This is a genomic window from Gordonia sp. VNK1 (genome assembly GCF_040049135.1).
Taxonomy (GTDB): domain Bacteria; phylum Actinomycetota; class Actinomycetes; order Mycobacteriales; family Mycobacteriaceae; genus Gordonia; species Gordonia oleivorans.
This window is the reverse complement of sequence record NZ_JBDZDJ010000004.1, coordinates 260592-277928: the sequence shown is the minus strand read 5'-3', so window position 1 is coordinate 277928 and position 17337 is coordinate 260592. Positions and strand designations below refer to the sequence as shown.

Annotated in this window: 13 protein-coding genes and 2 pseudogenes; 11 read left to right on the top strand and 4 right to left on the bottom strand. The window is 66.9% G+C overall.

Annotated elements, in window-relative coordinates:
* Nucleotides 1-79 precede the first annotated feature (79 nt).
* From ABLE94_RS07165 to ABLE94_RS07155, 3 genes are read left to right on the top strand one after another with little or no spacing between them, the layout of a single operon-like run.
* Nucleotides 80-1054, top strand: a complete 975-nt coding sequence (locus tag ABLE94_RS07165; protein WP_348808425.1) for an alpha/beta hydrolase — start codon at nucleotides 80-82, stop codon at nucleotides 1052-1054.
* Nucleotides 1055-1067: 13 nt separating this feature from the next.
* Nucleotides 1068-1421 carry a YidH family protein gene (locus tag ABLE94_RS07160; protein WP_348808424.1) on the top strand — a complete coding sequence of 118 codons (354 nt, stop codon included), beginning with the start codon at nucleotides 1068-1070 and terminating at the stop codon, nucleotides 1419-1421.
* 28 nt (nucleotides 1422-1449) lie between these two features.
* Nucleotides 1450-1695: a hypothetical protein gene (locus tag ABLE94_RS07155; protein ID WP_348806178.1), complete on the top strand. Its 246-nt coding sequence runs from the start codon at nucleotides 1450-1452 to the stop codon at nucleotides 1693-1695.
* Nucleotides 1696-1737: 42 nt separating this feature from the next.
* Here ABLE94_RS07155 and ABLE94_RS07150 read toward each other — a convergent pair whose 3' ends face one another.
* On the bottom strand, nucleotides 1738-3660 hold the full coding sequence (locus ABLE94_RS07150; RefSeq protein ID WP_348806177.1) for an ABC transporter ATP-binding protein: 1923 nt from the start codon (nucleotides 3658-3660) through the stop codon (nucleotides 1738-1740).
* 179 nt (nucleotides 3661-3839) lie between these two features.
* Between ABLE94_RS07150 and fgd the strand changes: the two genes are divergently transcribed.
* The 3 genes and pseudogenes from fgd (at nucleotide 3840) to ABLE94_RS07135 (ending at nucleotide 6877) form a co-directional block, all read left to right on the top strand.
* Nucleotides 3840-4862: a glucose-6-phosphate dehydrogenase (coenzyme-F420) gene (fgd, locus tag ABLE94_RS07145; protein ID WP_348806176.1), complete on the top strand. Its 1023-nt coding sequence runs from the start codon at nucleotides 3840-3842 to the stop codon at nucleotides 4860-4862.
* A gap of 19 nt (nucleotides 4863-4881) precedes the next feature.
* A complete protein-coding gene (locus tag ABLE94_RS07140; protein ID WP_348808423.1) occupies nucleotides 4882-5844 on the top strand; it encodes a DMT family transporter in 963 nt (320 codons plus the stop codon).
* A gap of 85 nt (nucleotides 5845-5929) precedes the next feature.
* Nucleotides 5930-6877 (top strand): annotated as a pseudogene (locus ABLE94_RS07135) (Abi family protein).
* A gap of 25 nt (nucleotides 6878-6902) precedes the next feature.
* On the opposite strand, the gene ABLE94_RS07130 reads toward ABLE94_RS07135, so the two are convergent.
* Together ABLE94_RS07130 and ABLE94_RS07125 are read right to left on the bottom strand one after the other, a co-directional pair.
* Nucleotides 6903-7436, bottom strand: coding sequence for a GNAT family N-acetyltransferase (locus tag ABLE94_RS07130; protein ID WP_348806173.1), 534 nt, complete (start codon nucleotides 7434-7436; stop codon nucleotides 6903-6905).
* A 28-nt stretch (nucleotides 7437-7464) separates the two neighbouring features.
* A complete protein-coding gene (locus ABLE94_RS07125; protein ID WP_348806172.1) occupies nucleotides 7465-8058 on the bottom strand; it encodes a helix-turn-helix domain-containing protein in 594 nt (197 codons plus the stop codon).
* Nucleotides 8059-8164: 106 nt separating this feature from the next.
* Here ABLE94_RS07125 and ABLE94_RS07120 point away from each other — a divergent pair, with 106 nt between their 5' ends.
* From ABLE94_RS07120 to ABLE94_RS07100, 5 genes and pseudogenes are all read left to right on the top strand, one after another.
* Nucleotides 8165-8752 (top strand): TetR/AcrR family transcriptional regulator, encoded by a 588-nt coding sequence (locus ABLE94_RS07120; protein WP_348806171.1) that lies wholly within the window; start codon nucleotides 8165-8167, stop codon nucleotides 8750-8752.
* Between the two features lie 38 nt (nucleotides 8753-8790).
* The gene (gene pta, locus ABLE94_RS07115; RefSeq protein ID WP_348808422.1) at nucleotides 8791-10908 is read left to right on the top strand and encodes a phosphate acetyltransferase; all 2118 of its coding nucleotides are present in this window, start codon (nucleotides 8791-8793) and stop codon (nucleotides 10906-10908) included.
* Complete coding sequence (locus tag ABLE94_RS07110) at nucleotides 10905-12110, top strand: acetate kinase (protein ID WP_348806169.1); 1206 nt, start codon at nucleotides 10905-10907, stop codon at nucleotides 12108-12110. The genes pta and ABLE94_RS07110 overlap by 4 nt, the downstream gene beginning before the upstream one ends.
* A gap of 426 nt (nucleotides 12111-12536) precedes the next feature.
* Nucleotides 12537-13130, top strand: a complete 594-nt coding sequence (locus tag ABLE94_RS07105) for a TetR/AcrR family transcriptional regulator (RefSeq protein ID WP_348806168.1) — start codon at nucleotides 12537-12539, stop codon at nucleotides 13128-13130.
* Nucleotides 13127-14670, top strand: a pseudogene (locus tag ABLE94_RS07100) (flavin-containing monooxygenase). The gene ABLE94_RS07105 and the pseudogene ABLE94_RS07100 overlap by 4 nt, the downstream one beginning before the upstream one ends.
* 135 nt (nucleotides 14671-14805) lie before the next feature.
* On the opposite strand, the gene ABLE94_RS07095 reads toward ABLE94_RS07100, so the two are convergent.
* On the bottom strand, nucleotides 14806-17331 hold the full coding sequence (locus ABLE94_RS07095; protein WP_348808421.1) for a tetratricopeptide repeat protein: 2526 nt from the start codon (nucleotides 17329-17331) through the stop codon (nucleotides 14806-14808).
* Nucleotides 17332-17337: the final 6 nt, after the last annotated feature.

The window sequence follows — 17337 nt, the reverse complement described above, 5'->3', positions numbered from 1 at the left end:
GTGGTCCGACGACGTGCCGGTACCAAGGCCGCAGGCGTCACACCTCGGCCTCCCTGACACAGAACCCTGGAGGAGTCCGATGCCGATCGTGCATCATCGCAAGGCGAGCCTGCTGTCGTATCCGATCTGGCTGGGCAGCCGCATCGCACTCAAACCGCTGATGTCGCTGTGGCCCCTGGGCCGCGCCGGGATGGCCGGTCTGTTCCTCATCGACCGGACCTTCGCCGCCGGCCCCACCCCGCGCGGCGTCGTCCGTGAGCAACTCGAACTCGGCGGACGTCCGGCCGAACTGATCGTGCCGACCGGGCCGTCGCGGCGCGACTCCGACACCGCCGTCCTCTACCTGCACGGTGGGGCGTTCGTCGTCGGTGGCGTCGGCACCCACCGCTCCATCGCCGCGCGCCTGTCCAAGGCCACCGAACTGCCGGTGTTCTCCCTCGTCTACCGGCAACTGCCGGCCGCGGGCGTCGGCACCTCGGTGGCCGACACCATGTCGGCGTACCGCGAGTTGCTCACCGAACGCGGATTTCGACGTGTCGTGGTGGCCGGGGACTCCGCGGGTGGCTTCCTGGCGGCCAAGGTCGTCGAAGGTGCGGCCGAGCAGGACCTGCCCGCGCCGACCGCGCTGATCGGCTTCTCCCCGCTGCTCGACATCGACCTCGCCGACAATCCCGACCGCAGCAGCCGCTCCGATGCCTACATCCCGCTGTCCCAGCTGCGCAAACTGGCCCCGGCGTTCCTGCGTGGTCCGCTGCCCTTCACCGGGGCGCGCCGCATCGCCGATCTCGACCCGGAGGACTTCCCGCCGACCATCATGGTCACCGCCGAGAACGAACTCCTCGAACCCGACGTCATCCACCTCATCGAGAACCTCGACGCTGCCGGAATCGACGCCGTGGCCCACAGTTATTCGTGGCAGATTCATGCGTTCCCGGTCTTCGGTTTTCGTCACCAGGAGACACTGGAGGCGATCGAGGCCACCGCCGCATTTGCCGGCCACGCGATTCGAGAGGCCAAGGACACTGACGACCGCGAAAACCAATGGGCCGGATGACGACGATCGGGTGGTGCCCGCCGAGGATCTGAGGCCGCCGGGCGCACCCGATGCCCGATTCACCCTGGCCGCCGAACGCACCCTGCTCGCGTGGGTGCGTACCGCGCTCGGCTTCATCGCCGGCGGCGTGGCGATCGTGTACGTCGCCCCCGACGTCACCGATGCGATCGTGGAGACGGTTCTCGGTCTGGTGATGGTCGCGCTCGGCTGTGCGATCGTGCTGCTGGGCGCCTGGCGGTGGCGGCGCACCGACCGGGCGCTGCGTCGCGGTGAGCCGATGCCGGGGTCGAGCCAGGTGATCATCGTCGTCGCTGCCATAGTGGTGGTGGCAGTGGCGACCGCGGTGGCGATCGTCGTGCAGAACTGACCCCAGTAGTACGAGGAGTGCACGTCCGGTGACCAATCATCAGTTCCAGAGCGCCGCGCAGGGCTTTTCGCGTGGCATGGTCACCGTCGGCGCCATCATCCTGATGGTCTGCGTCGGATTCCTGACCTACACCTGGTGGCGCGACGGCCGGTGGGTGTGGGTCGCCCTCGGCATCATCCTCATCCTGGTCAACATCATGATGCTGGTGATGACCTACCGGAAGGCCAAGCTCACGCCGCCGCCGGGCGATCACGGTGACGATCCCGAGGACTGAGTCCGTGCGTCGAGTGGGCGCCCTTTCCCGTCGAGTGTGTGTTCACGCACCCACGGCCGGGCAGCACTCGCGCGACGACTCCTCCCCGGCGAACTGGGTGCGGTACAGCTCGGCGTAGCGCCCGCCCTTTGCGAGCAGCGTCGCGTGGGTTCCGCGTTCGACGACGCGGCCGTCTTCGAGCACCGCGATCTGGTCGGCGGCGCGAATGGTCGAGAGTCGGTGGGCGATGACGATCGACGTCCGGCCTTGTAGCGCCTCGCCGAGCGCCGCCGACACCGCGGCCTCCGACGTCGAGTCCAGGTGGGCGGTCGCCTCGTCGAGGATCACCACCGACGGCTTCGCGAGCAACAGTCGTGCGATCGTCAGGCGTTGACGTTCACCGCCGGAGAGTCGGTAGCCGCGTTCCCCGACCACGGTGTCCAGGCCGTCGGGAAGAGTCGCGACGAGGTCATCGAGCCGGGCCCGGCGCAATGCGGCCCAGATCTCGTCGTCGGAGGCATCCGGACATGCCAGCGTCAGATTGACTCGGACGGTGTCGTGGAAGAGATGGCCGTCCTGAGTCACCAATCCGACGGTGGCGTGCACCGACGCCGACGTCAGGTCGCGGACGTCGATGCCGTTGAGCCGCACCGATCCCTCGTCGACGTCGTAGAGTCGGGTGGCCAGCGAGGCGATCGTCGACTTCCCGGCGCCGGAACTGCCGACGAGGGCGAGCATCGATCCGGCCGGGACGTCGAGGTCGATGTGATGCAGCACGGTGCTGCCGCCCCGATTGTCCAGTTGCGCAACCTCTTCCAGCGAGGCGAGGGAGATCTTGTCCGCGGACGGGTAGGCGAAGGAGACGTCGTCGAAACGGACCGTGACGCCACGGGTCTCATCGGTGTGCGGCACGGCGATGGCGCCGGGCTTGTCGGCGATGAGGGGCGCCAGATCGAGGACCTCGAAGACCCGCTCGAAACTGACCACCGCAGAGGAGATCTCGACGCGGGCGTTCGCCAGGGCGGTCAGCGGTGCATACATCCGGGTGAGCAGCAGCGCCAGCGACACCACCGCACCTGCGGACAGGTGCTCGTGCACGGCGAGCCATCCGCCGAGGCCATAGACCAGGGCGAGGGCCAAGGCGGACACCAGGGTCAGCGCCGTCATGAACACCGACTGCAGCATGGCACGGCGAACCCCGATGTCGCGCACCCGATCTGCGCGGTCGGCGAAGGCCGCGGACTCGGTCTCCGGACGCCCGAACAGTTTGACCAGCGTGGCGCCGGGGGCGGAGAACCGTTCGGTCATCTGCGTCGACATGCGGGCGTTGTGCTCCGCGGCCTCCCGCGACAGTGCCGACATCCGCCGCCCGAGCCGTCGGGCGGGAATCACGAAGACCGGCAACAGGATCAGTGCCATCAGGGTGATCGGCCAGCTGATCGCGAACATGACGCCCAGCGTCAGCGCCAGGGTGACCGTGTTGGAGACGACCCCGGACAGGGTGTCACTGAAGGCGCGTTGCGCGCCGATGACGTCGTTGTTGAGGCGGCTGACCAGGGCGCCGGTGCGGGTGCGGGTGAAGAAGGCGACCGGCATCCTCTGCACGTGGTCAAAGACCGCGCGACGCAGATCGAGGATGAGTCCCTCGCCGATGGTCGCCGACAGCCAGCGGGTGATGACGGCGGCGCCCGCTTCGGCCACCGCGATCACCGCGATGAGCACCGCGACGCCGACGATGGCCGCGCCGGCCCCGGGGTCTCCGGCGGTGATCAGGTTGACGACATGCCCGGCCAGCAAGGGTGTGACGACGGTGAGCACGGCGGTGAACACCGACAACACGAGGAAGGCAATGATGCGGCGCAGGTGCGGGCGCGCGAAGCCGCCCACCCGGCGCAGCGTGGTGCGGCGGTCGGCGCCGCCGGCCGACCCGGTGGGTGCGGTGCCGGATCGATACATGATGTCCCAGGCGACGGACTCCATACTCATGACGACGAGGATAGAACCTCAAGTGAGCTTGAGGTCTAGTTGTCGAGTTGGGCGTCAATGGGGCCGCGTCTGTGCAGCGGATCACGTGATGAGTACGTTGGATATCGATCAGACGACAGCGATCGGAGCGACACCGGAACTCGAGACCGGGCGGGCGTTCCGCGAAGTGAGGCGGCGGCATGGCACAGCAGTTGAAGCTCGGATTTAAGGCGTCGGCCGAGCAGTTCGATCCCCGCGAGTTGGTGGAGATCGCGGTCGCGGCCGAGGAACACGGGATGGATTCGGTCGCGGTGAGCGATCACTTCCAGCCCTGGCGGCACAATGGCGGGCACGCCCCGTTCTCGCTGGCATGGATGGCCGCGGTGGGCGAACGTACCAAGCGGGTGCAGATCGGCACGTCGGTGATGACGCCGACCTTCCGCTACAACCCCGCCGTCATCGCGCAGGCCTTCGCGTCCATGGGCTGCCTGTATCCGGGACGGATCATGCTCGGCGTCGGCACCGGCGAGGCGCTCAATGAATATGCGACCGGTTTTCAGGGTGAATGGCCGGAGTTCAAGGAGCGTTTCGCCCGGCTGCGCGAGGCCATTCGGTTGATGCGCGAACTGTGGACCGGCGACGAGGTCGACTTCGACGGCGAGTACTACCACACCCAGGGTGCCTACATGTATGACGTTCCGGAACAACCGATTCCGGTGTATGTGGCCGCGGGTGGGCCGGTGGTTGCGCGGTACGCCGGACGGGCCGGCGACGGTTTCATCTGCACCTCCGGCAAGGGCGCCGAACTCTATACCGAGAAGCTGATCCCGGCGGTCAAGGAGGGCGCAGAGAAGGCCGAGCGTGACTTCGACAAGATCGACCGGATGATCGAGATCAAGATCTCCTACGATCCGGATCCGCAACTGGCACTGGAGAACACCCGATTCTGGGCGCCGCTGTCGCTGACCGCCGAGCAGAAGCACAGCGTGAATTCGTCGGTCGAGATGGAACGTCTGGCCGACGAACTGCCGATCGAGCAGGTGGCCAAACGATGGATCGTCGCCTCCGACCCGGATGAGGCCGTCGAGAAGGTCAAGTTCTACACCGACGCCGGCCTCAATCACCTCGTCTTCCACGCGCCGGGACATGATCAGCGTCGTTTCCTCGACAACTTCGAGTCCGACCTGGCCCCGCGCCTGCGGAAACTGACTGTCGCGGAGTGATTCTCTGACGCCACGTGCGGTGAATCTCCCGGCCCTCGCCGCGGCCACCACCGTCGCGCTGTGGTCCCTGTCGTTCATCGCGATCCGTTCGGCCGGACAGGCATTCTCGCCGGGGGTGCTCGCCTTCGGGCGGCTCGCCATCGCGGTCGTCACGCTGGTGGTGATCGCCGCCGTCGTGGTACGACGATCGAGTGGCGCGGCGTCGAACCCGTTCGTGCCACCGCGCGGCCGATCCCTGGCACTGGTGATCGCCTACGGCGCAGCGTGGTTCGGGGCCTACAGCGTGGTGCTGAACTGGGCCGAACAGCACATCGACGCCGGAACCGCGGCACTGCTGGTGAATCTCGCACCCATCCTGGTCGCCGTGTTCGCCGGATTCTTTCTGGGCGAAGGCTTCTCGACGCGGCTGGTGGTCGGCATCGCCATCGCCTTCGGCGGCGTCGTCCTCATCACGGTGGGTGGCGGTGAGCGGCACGCGGACTGGCTCGGCGTCGGACTGGGACTGCTCGCCGCCGTGCTCTACGCGGCCGGCGTGCTGGTGCAGAAGGTGGCGCTGGGCACCGTCGACGCGTTGACCGCGACATTCTGGGGTGCGATCGCGGGCCTCGTCGTCACCCTGCCCTTTGTTCCCGCCGCGATCGGCGAGGTGGCCTCGGCCGCGGCCGCCGACATCGGCTGGATGGTGTTCCTCGGCATCGGCCCGACCGCCATCGCCTTCAGCACGTGGGCCTATGCACTGGCCCGCACGTCGGCGGGGGCGATGGCGGCCACCACACTGGTGGTGCCGGCCCTGGTCATCGTGTTGTCCTGGCTGCTGCTCGCCGAAGTGCCGACACCCCTACGGATCGTCGGCGGTGTGCTGTGCCTGGTGGGCGTCGCCCTGACGCGCGGGCTGCTGCGGGTGCCGCTGCGGTGGCGCCGGGTAGGCGAGGAGCAGCCGGTCGATGGTGGTCAGGCCGTGAGTGACCCTCGTGGCAAGTGAGGGAACTGTGGGCTAGACTTGTGGTAATCGTTTCGGCCCGCCTCGCTTTGTCGAGGGCGGGCCGGACTTCTATTAACCTTCCCGCATGGTGACGAAGCAATGGCTGTCGATCAATGCGCAACTTGCTCGTCTGGAACAGCGAGGGATGGTCATCGGCGATCGGGAACACGCCGCTCGCTGGCTGGCGCAGGTCGGCTACTATCGCCTCAGTGGCTACTGGTACCCCTATCGACGGAGGGACGTCTCTGGGGACCTCAGCGATCACTTCGAACGAGGTACCACTTTCGCCGATGTCGCCGCGTTGTATGAGTTCGATCGTCACCTCAAGAACCACATGCTGAGCGCGGTTGAGCGTATCGAGGTTGCCATGCGTTCGCAGGTCGGTCACGCGCTCGGACGACTGGGAGGCGTCGCCTACCTCGGTCACACTCCGTTCAGCGATGATTTCCTCACCAGCGGGCAGCATTTGGATTGGTTGAGCACCGTAACCAAGCGTGCCAACCGCGCCAAGAGACGCGACCCGTTCATCGGTCACCACTTCGTCAACTACAACGGGTAGATTCCGATCTGGGTGCTGACGGAGGTCCTCGACTTCGCAGACGTTTCGAAGGTTTACAAAGGCATGAAGATGAGCGACCGCGACCGTATCGCTCACGACTTGGGTATCACGGGCACGCGAACCCGTAGCAATGCGAGACCAGGCGACATTCTGGCCAACTTCCTCGAACACATCACGGTGGTGCGCAACGTCTGTGCGCATCATTCACGGCTATGGAACCGAAACCTCACGCCGGTGGGAACCGCCCGGTTGGCGGCCATGGACAGCTTTCGTGGACTGGCCAAGGGCCAGGACGGATCTGTATTCGTCTCACTGTGCATTGCGGGTCATCTCCTGCAAGTGATCTCGCCGGGAACCACTTGGGTGGACGGGGTCGCCGATCTGATCACGACGCGACTGGCATCGATTCGGATGCGCTCCGAGGGCGAGATGGGATTTCCTTCGAACTGGCAGGCTCTGCCGCTGTGGCGGTAGCCGTCGGCGAACCCGCCGATCCGCCTTACCGACCGGCGGGCGTCCCGTCGTCGATAATCAGTTGCAGGAACGCGAGATCCAGCCATGATCCGAACTTCGTGCCGACCTCGCGCAGTGTCCCCACGCGGGTGAAGCCGAGTCGCTCGTGCAGCCGGATCGACCCGGTGTTGGCGGCGTCGATCCCGGCGACGACGACGTGCACCCCGGCGTTGCGCGCCCGATCGAGCAGGGCCGCCATCAGATCGGTGCCCAGGCCCCGACCCCGTTGATCCCCACGGACATACACCGAGTGCTCGACGGTGCGGCGGAAGCCGTCGTGGGGGCGAAACGGGCCGTAGGTGGCGTAGCCGAGGACCCGCTCCGCGTCGGGATTGCCCGGGTCCGGTTCCACGGCAACGAGAACGGGGAATCCGGCGGCCCGACGGTCGGCGATCCATGCACGGCGGTTGGCGGCGTCGACGAGCTGATCGTTCCAGATCGCCGTGGTGTGTTCGACGGCGTCGTTGTAGATGACGGTGATGCCCTCGGCGTCGAGGTCGGTGGCGTCGCGGATGTCCATGGTGGGGCCTCTCGAGGTCGATCCGGTGTCAGCGCGGTCGGGAAACCTTGTGGAGCACAACAAGATAACGACACATTTCGGTGGTGGACGGATTGTGGAATCGGCACGGTGCCGGCGCGCCGAGCGACAGGCAGTCGCCGGGGTGGAGTTCGTGGGTCGCTGGTCCCTCGTCGAACCTGAGGGTGCCGGCCAGGACCCAGATCTGCTGATCGATGAAGCGATACGACTCCGCGGGGTAGGAGACCTGTGAGCCGGGTGGGAGATCGACCTCGACGAGTTCGAGATCGTGTGCGGCGGAGGGGGATACGGCTCGTCGGCGGTATCCGGTGTCGGGGTCGGTCCAGGTGGGTTGTTCGTCCCGGCGGGCCAGCCGGGCCTCGGAATTCTCGGCGCGGGCGATCAGCTCCGAGAGTGTCAGGCCCAGGGCGTTGGCGAGTTTCGCGAGCAGTGCGGCCGTCGGCTGGGCGTCGCCGCGTTCGATCTTGGTGATCATCGCGCGCGAGACGGCCGACTCGGTGGCCAGGGTGGCGACGGTCATGTCGCGTTCGAGACGGGCGTTGCGGACCGCGTCGGCGATGGCGGTGGTCAGCGCGGTCGGCGCGGTGGGTCCGTCGGGGGGCATGCGGTGAGACTACTATGATCGACACTTCTGCGCACAACAGTGACACGACTGTGACGTCGTGCGCGGCGCATCACCCCGAATGCGACCCGTTCGCTACCGTTTTCTCATGGAACGCGATCGGATGGTGGACGTCGGGGTCAGCCTGGTGTCCCGCTTCGGGGCCAAGGCACTGAGCCTGACGTCGGTGGCTCGCCACGCGGGTGTCGCACGGGCCACCGCGTATCGCATGTTCGGTGGGCGCGATGCGCTGGTCGCGGCCATCGTCGAGCGTGAGGTCGCGCAGTTGCGGGTGCTGCTGCGTGACTGGGCGGCGAGCGAACCGGATGCGGCCGGCAAGGTCCGCGCCCAGATCCGCAACGTGCTGCCCTACATCCGGGAGCACGAGGCCCTGCAATACGTGCTGCGCAAGGAACCCGAGGAGATCGTCCGGGCGATCATCAGCACCGACGCCGCCGCCGGGCCGTCGCTGGTGGAGCGGATCGTCGACGAGGCACTACAGGACCTCGAACCGGAGATCGGTGAACATCTGGTGCCCGATCCGCGAGGAGCCGCTGAATTCCTGGTGCGGGTGATCTACTCGGTCATGCTCGTCCCGCAGAGCGCTTTGTCCGATGAACAGGTGGCCGAGCTGGTGGTGCGCGCGATCGTCGCGGACGCCGCGCGGCCGGAGGGTACCGAACCGACCGGTCAGTAGGGCGCCTGGCCGGGCGGGTATCGCTAGGCTAAGACACCATGACCGCAGCCAGCGAGGACAGTGCGAACGCCCCGTCGACGAGTATCTACATCGCCTCGGCCGAGGGGGGTACCGGAAAGTCGACGATCGCGCTGGGAGTGCTCGCGTTGTTGTCGGCGACCGGTGGTCGGGTCGGCGTGTTCCGGCCGATCTCGCGGGCCGTCGCCGGGGAACGCGACTTCCTGCTGGAGATGCTCATCGAGCACGCCTCGGCCGACGTCGACTACGACGACTGCATCGGCGTCACCTACGACCAGGTGCACGCCGCACCCGAGGGGGCGATCGCCGAGATCGTCGCCCGGTTCCACGTCGTGGAATCGCGATGCGACGCCGTGGTCATCCTCGGTTCGGACTACACCGACGTGGGCAATCCGTCCGAGCTGGCCTTCAACGCCCGCGTCGCGGCCAACCTCTCGGCGCCGATCATCCTGGCGCTCAACGCATCCGGCCACACCGCCGCTGAGGTGCGCGAGCTCGCCGAACACCTGCTGGCCGAGATCGCGGCCATCCACGCCACCACCGCGGCGATCGTCGCCAATCGCTGTGATCCGCAACAGATGTCACGGATTCACGCCGAACTCGACAAGGTCCCGGTACCGGCCTGGTGCCTGCCCGAAGACCCGGTGCTGTTCGCGCCCACCATGGCCGAACTCCAGGAGGCGCTGGGTGCCTCGCTGTTCAGCGGGGATCCCGAACTGCTCGACCGGGAGGCGCTGACGGTGATGGTCGGCGGCATGACCGTCGAGCACATCCTCGAACGGCTCAGCGACGGCATGGTCGTGATCGCCCCGGCCGACCGGTCCGACGTCCTGCTCGCGTTGGTGACCGCCAATGCCGCGCAAGGCTTTCCGCGGCTGACCGGCATCATTCTCAATGGTGGGCTGCATCCTCATCCGATGATCGACGCACTCGTCAGCGGCCTGAAGTCGACGCTGCCGATCCTGGCCTGCGAACAGGGGACCTACGAAACCGCGCGCACCGCGGCCAAGACCCGCGGGCGGGTGGCGGTCGGATCGGTCCGCAAGATCGAGGCCGCACTGGAACTGATGGAACGCCACGTCGACGCCGACGAGATGATTAGCGTCCTCAAGGTGCCGACCAGTCAGGTGACCACGCCGCAGATGTTCGAGTACGGGCTGATCGCCCGCGCCCGCGCCGACAAGAAATGCATCGTGCTCCCCGAGGGCGGGGACGATCGCATCCTGCGCGCCGCCGGACGTCTGCTGCGTCGCGACGTGGTCTCGCTGATCATCCTCGGCGATCCCGATGCGGTCGGCCGGCGCGCGCAGGATCTCGGTATCGACATCACCGGCGTCGAGATCATCGATCCCGAAACCTCGCCACTCACCGACGAATTCGCGACGATCTACGCCGAACTCCGCAAACACAAGGGGATGGATTTCGAGCAGGCGCAGGAACGGATGCGCGACGTCTCGTATTTCGGCACGATGCTCGTCTACACCGGTCGCGCCGACGGCATGGTCAGCGGTGCGGCGCACACCACCGCACACACCATCCGTCCGGCCTTCGAGGTCATCAAGACCGCACCTCGCGTCTCCACCGTCTCGAGTGTGTTCTTCATGTGCCTGGCCGACAAGGTGCTGGCCTACGGCGACTGTGCCATCGTGCCCGATCCCACCGCCGAGCAGCTCGCCGACATCGCCATCTCTTCTGCGACAACGGCATCGGGCTTCGGGATCGAGCCTCGGGTGGCGATGCTGTCGTATTCGACGGGGAGTTCGGGAACCGGTGCCGACGTCGACAAGGTGCGCGTGGCCACCGAACTCGTCCGGGAGCGCGCCCCACATCTGTTGGTGGAAGGCCCGATTCAGTACGACGCGGCGGTCGAACCGTCCGTCGCCGAAACCAAGATGCCCGATTCGCCGGTCGCCGGGCGCGCCACGGTGCTTATCTTCCCGGACCTCAACACCGGCAACAACACCTACAAGGCCGTGCAGCGCAGTGCCGGCGCCATCGCCATCGGACCGGTGCTGCAAGGTATTCGACGGCCGATCAACGACCTGTCGCGTGGTGCGCTGGTCGACGACATCGTCAACACCGTCGCCATCACCGCGATCCAGGCACAGAACATGGCCGCCGAGGAGGTCACCCGATGACCGACCAGATCGCCGGGTCGGTGCTGGTTCTCAACGCCGGATCGTCGTCGCTGAAATATCAACTCGTGCATCCGAGTAGCGAGGTGGTCATCGCGGAGGGGATCGCCGAACGCATCGGTGAGGACGAGGGAACGATCACCCACGTCCAGGCCGGTGAGGAGATCACCGAGAAACTCGAACTGCTCGACCACGCCGCGGCCATCGGCCGGGTGATGGCCTTGTTCGCCGAAGGCGGTATCGACCTCGCGAACGCGGGGCTGTCGGCGGTGGGGCACCGAGTGGTGCATGGCGGGCGCACGTTCTTTGAGCCGACGCTGATCGACGACTACGTCATCAGTGAGATCGAACGCATCTCTTCGCTTGCGCCGCTGCATAACCCGGCGAATCTCACCGGTATCCAGGCGGCCCGGGACAAGCTTCCCGACGTGCCCTCGGTGGCCGTCTTCGACACGGCCTTCTTTCACGCGCTGCCCGAGGCGGCCGCCACCTACGCCATCGACCGCGGTGTCGCGAAACTGCATGCCATTCGCCGCTACGGTTTCCACGGGACCAGCCATCAGTTCGTCTCCGAGCAGGTGCCGGACCTGCTGGGCAAGGAACCGTCCGACGTCAATCAGATTGTGCTGCATCTGGGTAACGGTGCGTCCGCCTCGGCGATCCGGGGAGGCGACCCCATCGATACCAGCATGGGCATGACGCCGCTGGAGGGGCTGGTGATGGGTACCCGCAGCGGTGACATCGACCCGGGCGTCGTGCTGCATCTGCACCGCGTCGTCAAACTGAACGCCGATCAGATCAACACCCTGCTGAACAAGAACTCCGGCCTCAAGGGGCTGTGCGGAGACAACGACTTCCGTTCCGTCACAAAGCGAATCGCCGACGGCGACCCGGCCGCAAAGCTGGCCTACGACGTCTACATCCACCGGCTGCGCCGCTACATCGGCGCCTACATGATCGACCTGGGACGGGTGGACGCCATCACCTTCACCGCGGGCGTCGGCGAGAACGCGGCTTCGGTCCGGGCCGACGCCCTTGCCGGGCTGGAGAACTACGGCATCGTCGTCGACCCGGAACGCAATGTGGTGCGCAGCAGGCAACCGCGACGCATCTCCACCGACGACAGCCCGGTCGCCGTCCTGGTGGTCCCCACCAACGAGGAACTCGCCATCGCCCGGCAGTCGGCGGAAGTCGTCGAGGGGTAGCGCGTGCCGCACTGACGGCGCTTGCGGGTGCACTGACAGCGCTCGCAGGTGCACTGACAGCGCTCACCCCTACGTTGACGGCGCTCACCCACGCGTTGACAGCGCTCGCCCCTACGGTGACAGCGCTCGCCCACCCGTTGACAGCGCTCACCCAACCGTTGACGGCGCTCGCCCCTGCGTTGACAGCGCTCACCCACCCGTCGGTCGAGCCCGACGAGGCGCTAGCCGAGGAGGTGTCGAGGCCTCCGCAGGTTGCGCTGGAACGATCCCGAAGCGCTGTCAACGACGAGGTGAGCGCTGTCAACGCACACGAAAGCGCTGTCAACGTTGAGGTGAGCGTGGTCAGTGGTGTTGGGGTGGTGTGCGCGACGAGAACCTCGCAAAAACAGTCTGGACTGATCGTAAGTTGGCGGATACGATCACGGAGTGTCCGAAACGCCGACCACTCCCGTCCCGACGACGCCCGCCCCGCGCACTCAGGCGCAACGCTCGGCGGCGACGCGCGACAAGGTGCTCGACGCCACCGTCGCGTTGCTGATCGAGCGGGGCTACGGTGCCACCACCACCCAGGAGGTCAATCGGCGGGCCGGGGTGTCGCGCGGTGCGCTGCTTCATCAGTTCCCGACGCGGGAGTCACTCGTGGTGGCCGCGATCGGTTACCTCGTCGACCGGCGTAAGGCCGAGATCATCGAACGTGCCGGCGCGGCCGAACCGGACCTGGAACTGCTGCTCGACGTGTTCGACGGTCCGCTGTTCTATGCGGCGCTGGAACTCTGGGTCGCCTCGCGGACCGATCCCGCACTGCGGGAAGCACTGATCCCGGTGGAGCAGCGCATCGCCGACGAGTTGCTGACCACCGGTCTCGAACTGTTCGGGCACCGCTACTCCGCGGAACAGATCGAGGTGGCCGCCGAACTCGCTCGTGGACTGGCCATTTCGCGCCTGCTGCGCGACCCCTCCACCGACCGCGACGTCGCCGGTCGCATCTTCACCACCTTCACGGAGGCGCTCCGACGATGACTCTCACACCCACCGATCGACCCGACACGCAACCGCCCGCCACGGATGGCCCCGAGCCGAGCGGCGGCACCGAGTGCGTCGACGTCCTCATCGTCGGCACCGGATTCGGCGGACTGGCCGCGCTGCACCGACTGCGCACCGACCATCCGCATCTCACTGTGGTCACCGTCGAACGTGCCGACGGCCCCGGCGGCGTCTGGCGTGACAACAGCTATCCCGGCGCGGCCTGCGATGTGCCCACCTCCCTGTACTCACTCTCGTTCGCCGACAAGTCCGACTGGTCGCACACCTACGGCCGTGGCTGGGAGATCAAGAACTACCTGGAGGGTGTCGCGCGCGAATTCGACGACCAGATCCGTTATGGCTGTGAGGTTCTCGCGGCCCTGTGGGATGCGGAGCAGGGGCGATGGCGGGTGGACACCTCGAGTGGCACCGTACTGGCCACCTACCTGATAGCGGCGCCCGGGGCGTTGTCGGCCCCGACCATCCCGGCGGTCGACGGACTGGAAGACTTCTCCGGCAACGTCTTTCACACCGCGCAGTGGGATCACGCGCACAGCCTCGCCGGCCGTCGGGTAGCCGTGGTGGGAAGCGGTGCGTCGGCCATCCAGGTCGTGCCCGAGATCGTGGACGACGTCGACCAACTGGTGGTCTTCCAGCGCACTCCGTCGTGGGTGATCCCCGCCTGGATCGCACCATCGGGCCGGTGGAACAGGCTGCCTACAAACGCTTTCCGAAGCTGCATCGCGCTGCCCGGCGCTTCACCTGGCTCACCCACGAATTCCACGTGATGGCGATGGCGCACCACCGCAAGCTCCTCGACATCTTCCGCGCGATCTCGCTGCGGCATCTGCATCATCAGATCGCCGATGAAGACCTGCGACGGCGCCTCACCCCGGATTTCAGCATCGGATGCAAACGAATCCTGATCTCCAACAAGTGGTATCCGGCGCTCGTCCATCCGCACACCACCGTCACCGGTGCCCTGGAGCGTTTGACCCCGACCGGTGCGGTGAGTGCCGACGGCACCGAATTCGAGGTCGACACCATCGTTTTCGCCACCGGGTTCACCCCTACCGCGCCGCCGCTGGCGTCGGTCATCACCGGCCGCGACGGACGGCGACTCGACGAGGTCTGGCACGGATCGCCGAGCGCCTACCGCGGTGTCGAGATCCCGGACTTTCCCAACCTGTTCTTGATGTACGGCCCGAACACGAACCTCGGGCACTCGTCGATCGTGCTGATGCTCGAGGCGCAGGCCTACTACATCGGCCAGGTGCTGACCTATCTCGCCGCGCACGGCGCGGGCACCGTCGAGGTGACGCAGGCCGCCCATGATCGGTATGTGGCCGACATCGATGCACGGCTGGCGTCGACGGTCTGGAACTCCGATGGTTGTGGCAGTTGGTATTTCGACTCGACCGGCCGGAACTCGGTGATGTGGCCGACCTACACCGCCACCTACCGTCGGATGATGTCGCGATTCGCGCCGGGAGATCACACGATCTCGGTGCGCGCCGCGTCGTCGGTGCGTCGGTAGAACGCGAGGCGCCCACTCGACGGGATAGGGCGCCCACTCGACGGGAAAGGGCGCCCACTCGACGGGGAAGGGCGCCCACTCGACGGGAAAGGGCGCCCACTCGACGAGATAGGGCGCCCACTCGACGCGACGACGTCAGAACAGACTGTCGGGACGCACGTAGTTCGCGAGGTCGACGAGCAGGAAACGATGATCGCGGTTGCTGCGCATCTGACGGGCCAGTGAGCGCAGTGCGCGTTCGGTTCCGGCGCGGAGTCCACGTTCGGTGAACGGCACGCCGAGCACGGTGGCCGGGGTGCCGGCCTCCTCGGGATGGGCCATGATCCACCCCATCGTGGTGCCGAGCACGATGAGTTGGAGACGCGCCTTGCGGGGCTCGGAATCCGGCATCGCCTCCAGACGCTGTGCCGCCTCGATGATCTGACGTTTCTCCACCAACTGCGGATCGCGTCCGTGGACCAGAGCGAGCACGGCGGTGGCCCGGGCGGTGTTGTAGTGACGGCTCGTCGGGGGGACCTCGTCGAGCGGTTCGATCGCGGCGTCGAAGTCGCCGCGGGCCACGGCGAGGCGCGCCAGCCCGAAGGCGGCGGTGACGATGCTGTGGTCGGTCAGCCACAGGTCGTGATAATGGTGTGCGGCGATCGCGTACATCTCCTCGATGCGCGCATCGGGAGCGCCGTCGGCATCGTCGGTCGGCTGTTTCTCGTCGGTGAGCCATCGTCCGATGAGTTCGGAGGTGCCGGCGGTCGCCAACTTGGGTGCCACCTCACCGGGCATCGCGGCCAGGACGTCGGTGAAGCGGGCGTGGGCCAACTCCGGTTCGTCGTTCATCAGGGCGCAGATACCCATGTACCACTGCACCCGCCACGAATCCCCGTGCTGGGCAGAGACATCCCGCAACACGGCCAGTGCGGTGTCGACGTCGTCGAGTTCGAGGTGTGCTCGGGCCTCGGCGAGGTCGATCTCCAGCGACGGGTGGGCGCTGGTGGCCGGGCGGCCCAGCAGTGATGCGAAACCTTCGGCCCGGGCCGCGCCGATCGAGTCGAGGGTCTGGCGCGGATCCGACAGCGCCGCCGAATTGAGCAGTCCGGCAGCGGGATCGGTCGGATTGACCAGCGGCACCGGCAGCGCGCGGGCGATGTCGACCGGATCGTAGAAGGCGGCGAGATCGGGATCGAAGAAGCCGTCGACGGGAGCGAGCATCAGATCGGTCCCGAAGGTGGAGCGTTGCGGGGTGAACACCGTCGACAGCGACGGTCGCGGCACCCCGGTGTGCACGGCGACGGTCTCGCGCAACACATTCAGCAGCTGCGTGGTCATCTCCTCGGCGGAGGCGAAGCGGTCATCTGGGTCGGCCGCGGTCGCCCGCCGCAGGAGCATGTGGAACGACGGGTTGTCGGCGAACACCGGTGTCGACTCGGCGTCGGGCAGCCCGTCGAGATAGCGTCCCTTCTCCATGGGCATGTCGACGGTCAGGACCGCCAGGGTCCGTCCGATGCTGTAGATGTCGGTGACCACTTGCGGTCCGGTCTGTACGATCTCCGGCGCCTGGAATCCCGGTGTGCCGTACAGGTGTCCGTACCCGTTGATCGCCGACACCGCGCCGAGATCGATGAGTTTGACCTCGTCGCTGGAGATCATGATGTTCTCGGGTTTGACGTCGTTGTACACCAGTCCCACCGAGTGCAGATATCCGATGGCCGGCAGCACCTCGAGAATGTAGGCCATCGCCTGTTCGATGGGCATCGTTGCCTGCGCGGAGTCGGAATCCGCACCGCCGGAGGTGATCTGCTTGAGCGTCTGGCCGCCGATGTACTCCATGACGATGTAGCCGAAGCGTTGATCGTCGTCGGTGACGTGCTCGACGAAGTTGTAGATCTTGACGATGCCGGGATGATTGACCGACGCCAGGAACTGCCGCTCGGCCAGTGCCACCTGCTGCGCCTCGGAGTCCGACGAATTCAGCAGACCCTTGAGGACGACGGGGCGGTCGGAGACGTTGCGGTCGATGGCGAGGTAGATCCAGCCGAGGCCACCGTGGGCGATGGCGCCGGCGATCTCGTACTGTCCGGCGACGACGGTGCCCGGTTCGAGTCCGGGAACGAAGGAGTATCGCGCGCCGCAGTGCGGGCAGGTTCCGGTGAGTTCGCCTGCAGCCGAACCAGAGTCACGTCCCACCGGTCGGCCGCAGCGCCAGCAGGTGCGCTTGGCCTCGGCGATGACCGGATAGTCCAGGACGGCGTCCGCGGGCTCGATGTCGGTGATCTTCGGGAGTTCGACCAGACCGCTGCCGAGTCGCCGATCGTGCACCTGCGGGCGGCGCTTTGGGACGAGACGACGGGTCTGGCCGACCGAGGTGAGTGCCTCGGTCGGGATGAGCGGTCTGGACCGCACCACCGGATCGGTCGATCCGGTCATCGGGGTGGCCATGGTCCCGAGGTCGGCGGGATCGGATCGCTGGGTTCCCGGATCGAGATCGTCGAGCGATGCGCGCTGGGTTCCCGGATCCAGGTCCTCCAGCGATGCGCGCTGGGTTCCCGGGTCGAGATCGTCGGACTCCGCGCGTTGGGTCCCGACGTCGAGGTCTTCCAGCGCGGCACGTTGCGTCCCGACGTCGACACACGCGGGTGTCTCGTCGGTGCGCTCGTCGTGCCCGGTCATCGTCCC